Consider the following 14,392-nt stretch of genomic DNA (forward strand, 5'->3'; position numbering starts at 1 on the left):
AAGCGGTGTTGGGATTGATACGGAAGACGAAGACTCGGCCCCGACAAGCCGAGGAAATGGATCAACCGTCGACGAGCCAAAAAAACGGGCTCGCGACAGCGCTTCTGGCCGTGTCGCTCGTCGCCCTCGGAGCGCTGCTTTACGCCGTGGCGGTCGGAATCATCGGCAAGATCGGCCAATGGACCCTGCGATCATTGGCGGGAGAGGAAAACGCCGGCGCCGTCGCGTCGATCACCTGGGCCAATGGCAAGACCATCCTCGCGGTTCTCGTCTTTCTCGGCACTTACCTCGTCATCGCCATCGGCAGATTTCCCGGCCTGCGGCTCGACCGCGCCGGCGCGGCTCTGGTCGGGGCCAGCCTCATGGTGGGTTTAGGCGTCCTGCCGCTAGAGGAGGCCTATCGCGCCGTCGACTTCGACACGATCACGCTGCTCCTCGGCATGATGATCGTCGTCGCCAATCTCCGCCTCTCGGGCTTCTTCCGGCTGGTCAGCGACTGGGGGGTGGCGCGCGCCGGCCATCCGCTGCTGCTGCTGATCGCGATCGTCCTGGTCTCCGGCTCCTTCTCGGCCTTCCTGGTCAATGACACGATCTGCCTCGTCATGACGCCGCTCGTCGTGGAGCTTGTGAAGCGGCTGAAACGCGATCCCGTCCCTTACGTTCTGGCGATCCCTCTGGCTTCCAACATTGGCAGCGCAGCGATGATCACCGGCAATCCGCAGAACATGATGATCGGCGCGTTCTCGCACATTCCCTACGGGACTTTCGCCGGCGCCTTGTGGCCAGTGGCGCTCTTCGGGCTGCTGCTGTGCGTGTTGTTCCTCACGCTGGCCTATCGGCGCGAATTTCTGACGCGCGAGCGCCTGCCGAGCTTGCCATCGCCGCCGACGCGCTACCACGGAGCTTTGATTGCCAAATCTGTCGTGGTGACGGTCGTCATGATGGTTCTGTTCTTTGCCGGGCAGCCCGTCGCCAAGGTCGCGATCGTCGGCGGCGCGATCCTGCTGCTCACGCGCAAGGTCAAGGCGGATAAGGTCTACCAGGAGATCGACTGGCCATTGCTGCTCATGTTCGTCGGTCTCTTCATCGTCGTCGCCGGCTTGGAGAAGACCGTGGTGACGCCCGAGGTGGTGGCCGCGGTCGGGCGTTTCGACCTTGGCGCGCCATTCGTCCTTTCGGCGATCACCGCCGGTCTCTCGAATATCGTGAGCAACGTCCCGGCGGTCCTTGTCCTGAAGCCCTTCATCGCCGGCGCAGGCGATCCGGAAAGGTCCTGGCTGATTGTCGCCATGGCCTCGACCCTTGCGGGCAATTTCACCTTGCTCGGCTCTGTCGCCAATCTGATCGTCGCGCAAAGGGCCCGCACGCAAGGCGTCGAGATCGGCTTTTGGACCTATTTCAAGATCGGCGCGCCTCTGACTGTCGCGACGATCATCTTTGGCGCCTGGTGGCTCTGATTTTACGGCGTGGCGGCGACCAGTGAGCGGATATCAAACTGAAAACAAAAGACTTTCTCCAGCCATCCACAGGCTTGTAATTTTCATGACGCCGCCTGTTGCAAAGCCAGATCGTTTGTTGCATAAGACCCCTGCGACGGCGACGCGACGCGCGAAACCGAAGCGACGGATGCGGGTGTAGCTCAGGGGTAGAGCACAACCTTGCCAAGGTTGGGGTCGAGGGTTCGAATCCCTTCGCCCGCTCCAAAGAAGCTCCGCGATAACCCTAAAGCGGAGGTCGGGGTACGATGCTGGTGACGCGCGCCCCCGCGAAGATCAATCTCACACTTCATATTCTGGGCCGCAGAGATGACGGCTACCACGAACTCGAAAGCCTCGTCGTGTTTAGCGGCGCGGGCGATACGCTGTCTTTTTCTCCCGGCGGCGCCCTCTCGCTCGACGTTTCCGGCCCCACGGCCCCGGCTGCCGGCGCGGGCGCCGATAATCTTGTGCTGCGCGCCGCGCGCAATCTCGCCGAGCGCGTCGAAGGGCTTACCCTCGGCGCTTTCCATTTGGAGAAGCGCCTCCCTGTCGCGGCAGGAATCGGCGGCGGCTCCTCCGATGCCGCGGCGGCGCTGCGGCTTCTGGCCCGCGCCAATGGGCTCGCAGCCGACGATCCGCGGCTTTACGACGCCGCCTGCGTCACGGGCTCGGACGTGCCGGTCTGCCTTGCCGGCCAGGCCCGGATGATGCGCGGAGCCGGCGAATCGCTTGGTCCGCTGCTGCGCCTGCCGCTGCTGCCGGCCGTGCTGGTCAATCCAGGCGTGCCGGTGGAGACGCGCCCGGTCTTCGCGCGCCTCGGCCTTCAGCCCGGCGAGCGCGTCGAGGCTGCCGCCCACCCGATTGTCGGCGACGGGGCCCCTGCTTTGGAGCTGCTCGCTTTGCTGTCGAGAGGTCGCAACGATCTCGAAGACCCGGCCTGCCTTCAGGCGCCGGTCATTGTCGATACGCTGGCCGTGCTGCGCGCCGCTCGCGGCTGCAAGCTCGCGCGCATGTCCGGCTCGGGCGCCACATGCTTTGCGATCTTTTCGACGCCCAATGCAGCCGCCAGAGCCGCCCGCGCCATTCGGACGCAACATCCCGAATGGTGGGTGAAAACGGCGGCGCTGCGATGAGCCGCCGCCCGCCGCCAAAGGAGCGCGCAAGAGGTGAACCAAGGGAGCGCGCAAGAGGAGAGCGGCCGAAGGACGAGCGCCCGAGAGGCGAACGGCCGGCCCCGCGCCCGCGGCCCGAGCCGCAACGCGGCCCGTTCCGCGCGGCCTCGCCGGACGTCGTCACGCTTTACGGCGCCCATGCCGTGCGCGAGGCGCTCAAAGGCGGGCGCCGCAAGCTGCTCGCTCTTTACGCAACCGAGACCGCCCTGCCCCGGATCGCCGATCTCGCCAAAGCGGCGGGCCTGGAGCCGCGCCTCGTGGACGCGCGCGACCTCTCCCGTCATCTTGGCGAAGAGGCCGTCCATCAGGGATTGTTGCTAGAGGCCCGGCCGCTACCGGAGGCCGACATCTCCGATATCGTCTCGACCAGCGGCGTGGTGCTGGCCCTCGACCAGATCACGGATCCGCATAATGTCGGCGCCATCCTGCGCACGGCTTGCGCCTTTGGCGTCGACGCGCTGATCGTCACTGAGCGTCATAGCCCGGAATTCACCGGCGTGCTGGCCAAGGCCGCCTCCGGCGCTTTGGAGCACGTGACGATCGTCTCGGTGGTCAATCTCGCGCGCGCCTTGGACCAACTGCGGGAGCGGGGCTACAGCGTCGTCGGCCTCGATTCGGAAGGCGCCGAGCCCATCGAAACCATCCCGCTTTCGAAACCTTTGGCGCTAGTGCTCGGCGCCGAGGGCAAAGGCCTGCGCCGCCTCACGCGCGAGCGCTGCGACCTCATCGCCAGGCTCGATCTTCCCGGCCCCATCAAGAGCCTCAACGTCTCCAACGCCTGCGCTGCCGCCCTGAGCGTCGCGCATTTACGCCTGCGCGACGCGGCGCGGGATTGACCTTACGGCGGGGTTGGGGGATTAAATGCGGCAGGGAACGCCGGTTTAGCTCAGCTGGTAGAGCAACTGATTTGTAATTGGAGTACCGAATAGGCACCGGAAACGGTGTCCGCCGGGGCCGGCGTAGCACAGCGGTAGTGCAGCGGTTTTGTAAACCGAAGGTCGGGAGTTCGATCCTCTCCGCCGGCACCATTCCCCGAATGTCGGTATCACAGCAGCTCCAACTGCTTGTGTAAGGATCGACCTGAACTCTTGAGTTTGAGCGGCGTCAGTGAAGCGGTTGGGACGGCCGTCAAGCAACATGTGCGCATCGAGCGGATGGGTGACAGCTACGCCCGCCAATCGCTCCCGCATGAATTTCTCGAACGACCTCAGGCGCATATTGGGGCTGTAGTCGAGAGCCTCAAAAGGCCTGATCATGCCCGCCTCCATCACACCACCCCTCCCGTGGAAGCGGGCGAAGGCTGGAGCGATAGCCGGGTCGCCGAGGCTCTAGACACCAGCATCGCCAATGTCGAGCGAACGCGGCGGCAATTGCTAGAAGAGGGGTTCGAGGCGGTGCTGACCCGCAAATACAATCCGAACTCCGCGCGTCCTCGGATTTTCGACGGAGCGGCGGAAGCCGAGCTGATCGCATTAGGGCTTGTTGGGATTCATCGAGTTTGAATGACAGCGGCAGCGATATGGATCATTGCTGCGTAGCTTTGATCGGTCTTGTCGGCGCGCAAGGCGATGCGCTTGAACTCTTTGAGCTTGCCGAAAAAATTCTCGATCAGATGCCGCCATTTATACATCTCCTCATCAATCGCGAGCGGCATCGATCTGCGCGGATGCTGGGAGATGACCGCCTTTGCGCCGCGCGCGTCGAGATCGGCGATGATGGCGTTGCTATCGAAAGCCTTGTCGGCGATCAAAGCATCGAAGGACAAACCCTCGATGAGCGGCGCAACGCCGACTGTGTCATGGCGCTGCCCCGGCATGAGCGTGAAGCGCACGAGATTGCCGAGCGCGTCCGTCAGAGCGAGGATTTTGGTGGTCATGCCGCCTTTGGATTTGCCAATGGCCTGGCTCGAAGTCCCCCTTTTGCGCCCTGTCCGTGACGGTGGACTTTGACGATGGTGGCGTCGATCATGGCGAATTCCATGTCCGGCTCGTCCGACGCCGCGTCGAACATCCGTTTCCAAACATCCGCCTTCACCCAATCGCGAAAGCGCGTATACACGGTGCTCCAGTTGCCGAAATGCTTGGGAAGATCGCGCCAAGGGCTGCCCGTGCGGGCGATCCAAAGGACCGCCTCCACGAACAGCCGGTTGTTCTCGCCGCTGCGGCCGGGATCGCCGCGCTTGCCAAGACGAAGCGGCTCCATCTTCGTCCACTGGGCGTCAGTCAATACGAATCGCTCCATCCATAGCTTGAATCACAGCCAAGCTTCGGAGGGAATCCCAAATCCCAACAGGCCCTAGAGCGGATTCGTCTTAAACCGGCTCATGTCCAGCGGCGGCGAAGAAATTTGCGCATTCAGCGGGGAAGAACTCCTTCAGCAATGCGCTGGGGGAGTTTATCGCTTAAATAACAACACTAGCAGCACGGTCACATTAACGGCTTGGGGACTTGCCCTGAGCAACGCCAATTGAGGAGAATCCACCGCTACGGCTGAAGTCTTTCACGCAGCGGCGATCTCGTTTATACGGTTTCAGATGGCTCAGACGAGATTTTGTCCTATAAAGAAGTTTTGGCCACTACCGCCATTCCATACAGGGCCAATCAAATTTCCTGATAGTTCGTTGCCAGTCACAAAAAAGCGGTCGGAAGTTCCTGGGGCGATGTAAACGCCCCATCCCTGGGTTCTCCCGGGAAAAGCGTCGTCCGGCCCAATGACGCCGCTAGTTACTGCGAAATTGCTGATATTAGGCCAGAATTTGACGCCGTGGTAAATTCCGGGCTGCGCTAAACTGTTCTGGGCGACAACGGGGCTGCGAAGTCTAATTCCGCTGCCCGTTTGAAAATCGAAGCCATTCATCAGATTAACGCAAGACTCTGCGTTATGGAAACGAAGGCCGATTATCGTTCCATCGCCGGCAACGGCGACGCCGGAGCCACCATTGGAGCAAAACCAGTCATCTGTCGAGCGGATACGGCGAACTGATCCGCCCGCTGCGGCATAGATCAACATGCCATGGCTCGCGCTCGTGTCCCAAGAACAGCCGCGTGACCATATCATCTCTATATTGGCGCGATCGCCCATCGCAGGTGTCGGCGCCCCAGTCGCGGCAAGGATCAGTCCGATACCGCATTCGTAACCGTCGATATCATTCAACCAGACTGCGACGCCGTTTGTGATTTGAATTGCAGCTCGACAAGGATTGGTTGGATCTCCCCGCACGATGCCGGAGGTAATGTGGATGTCGTTTGAATCGGCGACACCGTCGATCTGGATGCCCACGCCGGCCGCCCGGACCGGAGATCGGATATCAAATTGCGCGACATCTACAAGTGTGCAGTCAGTCAGGCGAAGCCCATAATAGGGTCCGCTCATCGCAAATCTTGAGATATTGACAGTCTGCACATTGTTGAGCCGAACAAAAGCTCCGCCGGTTTTTACTTGCCCCGGACCGTTGTAAAACCCGATCCCGTGAAGCTCAAAGCCATGCCATGTGGATTGGCCATCGCCAACAACAACGCCGTCCTGAGCTGGATCAAGACATTGAATAATAGAGGCTTCTGGACCGTCGCCTTGTAATTCAAATCCGCCAGCGGGAAAGACGATTGGGCTCGTGATCGTATACCAGCCGGCCGGTATATAAATGCACGCTGGCGCGCCATTGGTTGAATTGACTGCGGCTTGGATGCTTGGAAATGTCGAAGCATCGACCATACGCCTGACCGGGTTATTGACGGCAGCAGGCATTATATCGTTGGCTTTCCCAACTTTTGTGTTGAAAGGAAGGGATTTTCCTTCGCTACTCGCAAGTAGCGCTAAAACCCCTCCAGCAAAAAATGCGCGGCGCCTATTTAGACGATACGAGTCTCGATAACTGTCCATGCATAACTCCAAAATAGTACAAGCATGAGGCTCAATAAGCAAATCTACAGAGGGCCTTCTGCCCGCTGCCGGCGGCGTTCTTACGCCATATCAAGAGGCCCGTGAAGCGAGGGCCGGCCCGGCAATGTCCACACTTCGGCGACGGGCGGCCAACCTCAATTGACGCGCCTTGGTCGCAGGCATGCTACGCTAGAGCGGATTCGTCTTAAACCCGCTCATATCCAGCGGCGGCGAAGAAATTTGCGCATTCCGTGGGGGAGAACTCCTTCAGCAATGCGCCGATCCTGTTCCATAGGGCGTCGACGGTCCGCTCGGCGGCTTTGCGGAGCAGAGCTTTGAGCTTGGAAAAGGCCTTCTCGATCGGATTGAAGTCGGGACTGTAGGGCGGAAGATAGAGCAGCGTCGCGCCGGCCGCCTCGATGGCCTTGCGCACGCCGGCGCCCTTGTGGCTCCCCAGATTGTCCATCACGACAATATCGCCCGGCGAGAGCGTCGGAACGAGAACCTGATCGACATAAGCCTGGAACCATTGACCATTGATCGGGCCGTCGAGAACCATCGGCGCCGTCATTCCAGTCAGGCGCAGGCCGGCGACGAATGTCGTCGTCTTCCAATGCCCATGTGGAACGCTGGCGCGCAGCCGCCGCCTTTCGGCGCGCGCCCGTTCTTGCGCGCCATATTGGTCGTGGTCCAGGTCTCGTCGATAAAGACGAGCTTTTCGAGATCGAGATCGAGCTGGTTGTCGAACCAGGTTTCGCGCCGCTCCTTCACATCCTGCCGGTCCTGCTCGCTCGCATGGGCGGTCTTTTTTTGTAGGTTAGACCGCAGCGGTCGAGAAAGCCCCACAGCGTCGCTCGGCTTGCCTTGATCCCGCGTTCGGCGAGCAGCCGTTCCAGCAGTTCGCTGATGGTCAGGTCCGGCGTCGCCTCGATCAGCGCCAGCAGGAAATCGCGGTGCGGGTCGAGCTTGCAGCGTTTCGGCTGTCCCTGCTTGCGTGCGCCGCGCTCGCCGCCCTGGCGCGCGCGGCGAACCCAGACGATCGCGGTCGCATCACCGACCCCGAAACGCGCCGCCGCCTGACGCGCCGAAAGCCCCTTCAACGCGGCGTCGATCACTCGGTCACGCAAATCCTGGCTGTAGGCTCGAGCCATCTCCCCCCTCCGTCATGCACATGACGTAAGGAATCAGCCTTTCGCCGATTCGGGAATCCTCTCTTGAATCGGAAAATGACGAACCCGCTCTAGCCTGCGCTGTTGCGCGACTTGCCAGAGACGATGTCGCAAATCCCTGACTTGCAGCCGCTTTCACCGGCTCCCGCCCTTTCCCGGCCGCTCCCCTCCCGGCCCGGGGCCCTCGATCGCGCCGTCGTCTTCGCCTCGGTGCGCTGCGCTAATTTCGAGGGGCCGCCGCAAGTCGAGGGGATCAATCAGGCCCTGGATTCTCGCGACGCGCATTGGCCGGCGATGATCGAGGAGGAGCTGGCCTATGTGCTGGCGACCTTCCAATGGGAGAGCGGTCATTCGATGCTATGCATCGAGGAGGGTTTCCCTCTCTCCGGCCAAAGGCTCCAAAGCTACCAGCGCAAATTGCGTTATTTTCCCTGGCATGGGCGCGGGCCGCGTTCTACCGTAAGATGCGACCAAAAAGCTCTAGCGCCGCCCTACATTTTCGGCTTAAGGCCCTCTTGCTAGGGAGGAGACGGGCTCAAGCTCAGTCTCAGGTGCCGCCAGCGAATCGCTGGCGGCATTTTTTATTGCCGAAGGCACAAGAATACGGTTGGCAGCCTGCTTAGTCGATTGCTAAACGACTATCAGCCCACGAAATTTTTTGAACATTCGCACATAACGATATGCTTATTCGCAAATGTGCCGGTGCCGCAGCCGATGAAATCGACTGGTGCCTTCCGTTTTATCGCGAGGCCAGCAAATTCCTCGCCGTCCCGATCCCGAAACTCGTGGACACTCGAAGAGTTCAAAGCCTCGGATGAATTCCTGGCTCAGAACTAGGCGCATACTTGTGCTGAGCCCGCCCCGCGGTCTGCGTCGTCGTCGGAATGCATAGAGCGCGGCCTGCGAGTCTGGTGAAAGTTTCCAACACCTCGGGGCTGCCTCTACGTATTTCTCACGACTTGATAAGGCGCCTATTACCCCTCATCCTGACCGGCCGTCTCTTTTTTGCATGAAGCGGATTCCGACATGGATGAGCGCAGTCCGAAGCCGTTGATCGTGGCGATTGCCGGCCTCATCTCAGCAATCATGAGCTTCTATACGCCCCACGAAGGTCTGAGCGTCTCCCTGCTCGGCGTCGGGCTGATCACGGCGGGTTTCTGCGCCCTCTATTGGCTCGCCGATCCCGACCAGAATCTGGATTGACGCGCACACGGCCCTGAATGCGCGGCGCCCGATGCAAGAGACGCTTCAGCGCTGAGCGAGACACGCCGTCTCTTCGAGCGCCTCCCCGAGCGCCTCCAGGCTGGCCGGCTTGGTAATCTGCAAATCGAATCCCGCGGCGCGCGCGCGTTGAAAGACCTGCTCGCGCCCCCATCCGGTCAGCGCGACGAGCTTGACGCTGCGTCCCTCCGGCAGCGCGCGGATGCGTTGCGCCGTCTCGTAGCCATCCATCTCGGGCATACCGAGATCGAGCAGGACCAAATCCGGTTTGAACAGGGACAAGGCCGCGACTCCCGCAGCGCCGCTGTAAGCGACGCGCACGCTCGCGCCGGATATTTCAAGCAACGCCTTCTGGCTGTCGGCGACGTCGCGATCGTCGTCGATGACGAGAATGCGCAGACTCGTGCGCATCGTGTCGAAAGCCGCCCCTTGCTCGCGCGCTTCTGCGGCGGGCGCTGACAGCGCGGGCAGGCGCACGATGAAGGCGCTGCCCTGCCCGAGCCCCTCGCTCTGCGCCTCGATCGAGCCGCCGTGAAGCAGTATCAGATGCTTGACGAGCGCCAGACCAATGCCGAGGCCGCCCTGCGCGCGTCCCAAGGTCCGGTCGATCTGCGTGAAGAGATCGAAAACGCGCGGCAGCATTTCAGCCGGAATGCCCACGCCATTGTCCTTGACGACGATGCGCGCCTCGGCGCCCAACCGCTCGGCCGCAAGGCTGATCCAGCCGCCATGCTCGGTATATTTGGCGGCGTTGTTGAGAAGATTGGCGAAGACCTGCGTGAGGCGCACACAATCGCCTTCGACAATGAGCGGCGCGTCCGGAATGTCGGCTTCGAAGACATGGCCGCCGGCGTCGATCATCGGCTTCGACATGTCGATTGCCTGCCGCAGAATGTCGGCCAGATCGACGCGCTGTTTCCGCAGATCGATTTTGCCGCGGGTGACTCGCGAGACTTCCAGCAAATCGTCGACGAGGCGCACAAGATGCGTCACCTGCCGTTCGACCATCGACAACAGAGCCGCGTCCCGATCTCTCTTGCTCGAAGTGGAAAGCGCATCATGACGCAAAACATGCACGGCGTTGCGGATCGGCGCGAGCGGATTGCGCAGCTCATGCGCGAGCGTCGCCAGAAACTCGTCCTTGTAAGCGTCGGCTTCGCGCAGCTTTTCGGTCGCCTCACGCAGACGCTTCTCCGCTTCTTCGCGTTCGGTGACGTCGATCGCGACGCCGCCGGTGCCTTTGGCGGCGCCTTCGGAATCAGCGATAGCGAATTTGCTGACGAGAAAGTGATGGACGACGCCGTCGGTCTCCTTCAGCGTCTCAATCGCCGTAATGCCGGATTTGCTCTCGCGCGCTTCTCCGTCATGGCAGCGAAATTGGCGCGCTGCGTCGGCGTCGAAAATCTCCTCGTCCGTCTTGCCGTAGACCTGCTCGCGCGGGACCGGAAAGACGCGAAAGGCGGCGCAATTGGCGTAAGTGTAGCGCCCCTCGTGGTCTTTGATCCATGCAAGCCCCGGCAGGTGCCGCATGAAGCTCGCAAACCGTTCCTCGCTCTCGCGCAATCCCTCCTCGGCGCGTTTGCGCTCGGTGATGTCGGTGTGGCTGACGACGGCGGCGGCGGCGCCTCCGCCATCGGCGCGCGCGGCGTTCATGACGAACCACAACACCCCTTCCGGCGTCTGGCAGGGATATTCCATCGTAAACGCGCGCCGCTCACCCGCGAGCAGCGCCCGAAGCCCCTCGAAAGCTTTGCTGGCGAAGCGGTCCCCCGCCGCCGCAGCGCCGCGGATAGCTTCCAGATAATTCATGCCCAGGAAGGTTGCGCTTGGCGTAAAACCATTCTCGCGGGCGAAGCGCTTCCAGGGTTCGTTGACAGCCAAAATCACGCCCGCCTGGTCGATCACCGCAATCTGGTGCGGCAAAGAGTCGAGAATCCCGCCGAGCAATGTGGCGCCTTCCCGCCGCGCCGCTTGGGCGATTTCATCGGCCTGCGCCTGCGCGAGCTGAATTTGAGCCGCGACCTCCCTCTTGCGCGCTCTGGTCTTGGCCTGTGTCAACGCCACGATGCCGAGCCCGATCACAATGAAAATCGCCAGGCGCAAGTGATCGCCCGGGAGCGCGATCATGAAGGAGCCGACCGGCTCCATGAAAAAAAATGCGACGATCGCCGCCGACAGCGCAGTTGCGAGCAACGCGGGGCCCGCCTCGGAAGCCGCTGCGGCGAAGAGGACGGCAAGAAAGAAAGGCGCCATTGGCTGAGACTGAAGCTGATCGCTGAGCTTTACGCGCACCGCCGCCGCGAGCCCTACCGCCAAAATCGCAATGCCGTAATCCAAGGCGCGCTGTGCGACGCGCTTCTCCGCATCCTGGTTCAACCGTCCGCTCCGGGCAAACTTTCGCAATCCTGATCGCTAAAGTAAGGGAAACTGTTTGAAAAGCTTAGCTTTATGGCCCAGCACGCGACGCGCTGGGCCGCCGCGACGTCTCGCGCCGCCAAGCCCTGGCCAGAAAGCGTCAGCCGCGCGCGCAAACGCCGCCAGCGTCGATCTCCCCGTTCAATTTTTCGGCTTCGTCCGCAACCAAGGGGAGCGTGAAGCTGAAGATCGCGCCGCGGCCTTCGGGGTTCGCCTCGGCCCAGATGCGTCCGTGATGCGCCTCGATGATTTCGCGGGAGATCGACAGCCCCACGCCCATGCCGCTCGGCTTGGTCGTGGCGAAGGGCACGAACAAGTCGCTGCGCCTTTTTTCGGTCAGCCCGACGCCCGTGTCGGCGATGTCCACCCTGATGTCGGCGTCGGTCGAGCGCGTCGAAATCACGAGCCGCCGCTCGGAGACCGGCTCCATCGCCTCTTTCGCGTTGCGCATGAGATTGATCAAGACCTGCACGATCTGGACCCTGTCGGCGAGCACCTCATCTGACGCGGCGCAGAGGTCGAGCGTGACGGCGATCTTCTTCTCTTTGGCGACGGACAGGATCGTCTCCATCGCTTCGAGGATCAGTCCGTGCATATTCGCCCGCACCTTGTCGGGCTCGCCATGCGCGATGAAAGACCGCAAGCGCGAGACGATCTCCCCCGCCCGCATCACTTGAGCGACAGTGTTGTTCACTGTGTCCAACACGCTCGCCGGCCGCTTCTCAGGCGCGAGCTCGAGCAATCGCGGCAGCACGCGCAGATAGGCCACCGTCGCGGCGAGCGGTTGGTTGATTTCGTGAGCAATGCCCAAAGCCATGGAGCGCATCATGGCAAGCTGCCCCCGATGCGCCTCCCGCAATCTGGCCTCTTTCTCCTTCAGCTCGGAGATGTCCAAAATAAACGCCACGCCATCGAGCGTGTGTCGATCAAGAAGGGCCCGTGCGACGAGGACCGGCAGGCGGCTCCCGTCCTTGCGGAAATATTCCTTTTCGGTTGGCCGCTCGTTCTTTCCCGTCTCGATCAACTCCACGATCGCCGCGTCGTTCATAACGCGATACTCGGGCGGCGTGAGATCTCGCCAATTGATGCGGCCCGCGTTCAAATCCTCGCGCGTGTAGCCGAGCATTTGGAGATACCGATCATTCGCCTCGACGATCGTGGCGTCCCTGGCGTTGGCGTAGCAGACGCCGATCAGATTGGCGTCGAAGAAGGCGCGATGCCGCGCTTCGCTGAGGCGAAGCTCTTCCTCGGCGCGTTTTCTCGCCGTGATGTCGCAGACATAGCCATGCCAAATGATCGAGCCGTCCGGCTCGCGGTTCGGCATGGAGTGGACTTCGATCCATATCGCGCCCCTGACAGGGTGCAGGAAGCGATATTCCTCGTGATATTTCGTCAAATGCTCGGCTGACGCTGCGATCGCTGCGTCTATGCGCGCCACGTCGTCGGGATGGATACGCGCGCGCATCGTCGCGAGATCCGCTTTGCTCTCCTCGGGAGAAAAGCCGAAGATGTCCTCGAAATTCGCCGACCCATAGGGAAAGCACCCCGTTCCATCCGGGCTGAAGCGGAAGGACGCGATCGCACCCGGCATGGCGTCGACGCAGGCGGCCATCATGTCAGGCGCGCTCAGCTCGGCTGTTGAAGCGGCGTGCGATGTTTCTCCCGTATTCTGCCGCGCCCCTCGATGATCCGGGACCGGTCCAGCCTGGCCCGGCCGGAAGATTGTGTGAGGCATCGACGCTCCATGCTCTATTCGCGCAACCCGGCGCAAGTGTGCGCCGGATTCAGCTTTGTTGTCCAATATTTAGTGTGACAGCGCAGGGGCGCCTCCGCCTCCGACGCCCCTCGCGTGTCGACGCCATGCGGCCAGGCAAGACGATGGCCCAAAGCAGCAGGGAACCCTGTCCAGCCGATGGAAGTTAGCGCCCTGAAAGCTGGGTATGACCTCCTGACATGCCCGGCGTCCTGAAGCGCCTGCAGCCGGGTAATCACACGGGTAATCACATGGTCGAGGCCCTGACAACTGAACTGACGGATTACGCGCTCGCGGTATCCTATATGACGGTTCTGACAATATCCGTGACGGCCACGCTGATGGTGCGAGCCGCGACATTCCCTCTCGTCCGAGGTTGAGTCCGTCGGCTCGCTTTAAGCCGCTCGCACCCCTCTCTGGGCACGCGCGTCGCAAACCGGCGGATCGCGAGGTCGCGCCATGGACGCCGTCGCCAGCAGGCTCAGGCCGGAACAGAGGCGTGGGGCAACTGTTCCCTGATGACAGGAAGCCTTCACCATGAGGAAAACCGCCATTCTACTATCCGTCTCTTTATTTGCTTGGCTGCCGCAGCAGCCGGCCTACGCCAAGGGCTGCATCAAAGGCGCTCTGGTCGGTGGCGTTGTGGGGCACTATGCCGGCCACCATGGCGTTCTGGGCGCAGTCGCCGGATGTCTCTACGGCCGGCATGAAGCGCATAAATACGGAAGGCGTCCACAACCAAACGGCGGGTGGATGGCGCAGACGAACCACGCGCCGAAATCGTGGAAGACAGGTAGCTGAGCCGCACCCACGCGCGCGGCAATGGCTGACAAGCGCTTCGCGCCAACACTCGAACAAATGACGTGGTTCGCTATGCAGTCACCAGGGCCTGCAAAGGCCCTGGGCTCACGCGCGTCGTGACGACGTCGTTCTCAGTAGTAGGGATAGCCCCAGCCGCCCAACGCCCAAAACGGCGCCGTCGCCAATCCCACCGCCGCGCCCGCGACAGCGCCGGCTGGGTTGTACCAGGGGTAATAGCCGTAATGGCGGTAATAGCGGTAATGTCTGTGCCGCCAGTAATGATGATGATAATGGTGGTGACGCCAACGGCGGTAATGGACCTGCTCCAGCGACGAAGACGTCCCGATGATCTCCGCCCTGGGGATGCTCATGACGCCCGCCTGAGCCTGGGGCGCGGGTTGAGCGACTCCGGCGACGACGCAAGCTGCCGCGAGGGTACAAGTTTTGATCGAGCCACGCATAACGGCCTCCTTGGGGTCGCGACGCGCGAAACTCGATTGAAGT

General features: G+C 61.9%; 11 protein-coding genes, 2 tRNA genes and 1 pseudogene. 8 read left to right on the forward strand and 6 right to left on the reverse strand.

The window, feature by feature from the left end; all coding sequences use genetic code 11:
* Positions 1 to 56 precede the first annotated feature (56 nt).
* From QNA11_RS06190 to QNA11_RS06215, 6 genes are all read left to right on the forward strand, one after another.
* A complete protein-coding gene (locus QNA11_RS06190) occupies positions 57 to 1,457 on the forward strand; it encodes an anion transporter (protein WP_283482340.1) in 1,401 nt (466 codons plus the stop codon).
* Between the two features lie 171 nt (positions 1,458 to 1,628).
* Positions 1,629 to 1,703 (forward strand) — tRNA-Gly (locus QNA11_RS06195).
* Between the two features lie 41 nt (positions 1,704 to 1,744).
* Positions 1,745 to 2,611 (forward strand): 4-(cytidine 5'-diphospho)-2-C-methyl-D-erythritol kinase, encoded by an 867-nt coding sequence (locus tag QNA11_RS06200; RefSeq protein ID WP_283482341.1) that lies wholly within the window; start codon positions 1,745 to 1,747, stop codon positions 2,609 to 2,611.
* Positions 2,608 to 3,486 (forward strand): 23S rRNA (guanosine(2251)-2'-O)-methyltransferase RlmB, encoded by an 879-nt coding sequence (gene rlmB / locus QNA11_RS06205; protein ID WP_283482342.1) that lies wholly within the window; start codon positions 2,608 to 2,610, stop codon positions 3,484 to 3,486. Before QNA11_RS06200 ends, rlmB begins: the two co-directional genes overlap by 4 nt.
* 117 nt (positions 3,487 to 3,603) lie before the next feature.
* A tRNA-Thr gene (locus tag QNA11_RS06210) sits at positions 3,604 to 3,678 on the forward strand.
* 60 nt (positions 3,679 to 3,738) lie between these two features.
* A complete protein-coding gene (locus tag QNA11_RS06215; RefSeq protein WP_283482343.1) occupies positions 3,739 to 4,152 on the forward strand; it encodes a hypothetical protein in 414 nt (137 codons plus the stop codon).
* Here the strand turns inward: QNA11_RS06215 and QNA11_RS06220 are convergent.
* The 3 genes and pseudogenes from QNA11_RS06220 to QNA11_RS06230 form a co-directional block, all read right to left on the reverse strand.
* Positions 4,140 to 4,891 (reverse strand): IS5 family transposase gene (locus tag QNA11_RS06220; RefSeq protein ID WP_283482344.1). Its coding sequence is split into 2 segments (ribosomal slippage): positions 4,140 to 4,561 and positions 4,561 to 4,891, totalling 753 coding nucleotides; the frame shifts between segments, so codons are not numbered across the junction. The genes QNA11_RS06215 and QNA11_RS06220 overlap by 13 nt on opposite strands.
* Before the next feature lie 297 nt (positions 4,892 to 5,188).
* Positions 5,189 to 6,529 (reverse strand): glycosyl hydrolase family 28-related protein, encoded by a 1,341-nt coding sequence (locus tag QNA11_RS06225; protein ID WP_283482345.1) that lies wholly within the window; start codon positions 6,527 to 6,529, stop codon positions 5,189 to 5,191.
* Between the two features lie 205 nt (positions 6,530 to 6,734).
* Positions 6,735 to 7,680, reverse strand: a pseudogene (locus QNA11_RS06230) (IS630 family transposase).
* 1,044 nt (positions 7,681 to 8,724) lie between these two features.
* Here QNA11_RS06230 and QNA11_RS06235 point away from each other — a divergent pair.
* Complete coding sequence (locus QNA11_RS06235) at positions 8,725 to 8,901, forward strand: hypothetical protein (RefSeq protein ID WP_202074225.1); 177 nt, start codon at positions 8,725 to 8,727, stop codon at positions 8,899 to 8,901.
* A 45-nt stretch (positions 8,902 to 8,946) separates the two neighbouring features.
* Here QNA11_RS06235 and QNA11_RS06240 read toward each other — a convergent pair whose 3' ends face one another.
* Both QNA11_RS06240 and QNA11_RS06245 read right to left on the reverse strand, forming a co-directional pair.
* Positions 8,947 to 11,295 (reverse strand): PAS domain-containing protein, encoded by a 2,349-nt coding sequence (locus tag QNA11_RS06240; RefSeq protein WP_283482346.1) that lies wholly within the window; start codon positions 11,293 to 11,295, stop codon positions 8,947 to 8,949.
* Between the two features lie 139 nt (positions 11,296 to 11,434).
* On the reverse strand, positions 11,435 to 12,949 hold the full coding sequence (locus QNA11_RS06245; protein WP_283482347.1) for a PAS domain-containing sensor histidine kinase: 1,515 nt from the start codon (positions 12,947 to 12,949) through the stop codon (positions 11,435 to 11,437).
* Between the two features lie 675 nt (positions 12,950 to 13,624).
* Here QNA11_RS06245 and QNA11_RS06250 point away from each other — a divergent pair.
* A complete protein-coding gene (locus QNA11_RS06250; RefSeq protein ID WP_246744994.1) occupies positions 13,625 to 13,888 on the forward strand; it encodes a hypothetical protein in 264 nt (87 codons plus the stop codon).
* Between the two features lie 131 nt (positions 13,889 to 14,019).
* On the opposite strand, the gene QNA11_RS06255 is transcribed toward QNA11_RS06250, so the two are convergent.
* Positions 14,020 to 14,259, reverse strand: coding sequence for a hypothetical protein (locus tag QNA11_RS06255; RefSeq protein WP_283482348.1), 240 nt, complete (start codon positions 14,257 to 14,259; stop codon positions 14,020 to 14,022).
* Between the last annotated feature and the right edge of the window lie 133 nt (positions 14,260 to 14,392).

The organism is Methylocystis sp. JR02, from assembly GCF_030063565.1.
In the GTDB taxonomy this organism is placed as follows: Bacteria; Pseudomonadota; Alphaproteobacteria; order Rhizobiales; family Beijerinckiaceae; genus Methylocystis; species Methylocystis iwaonis.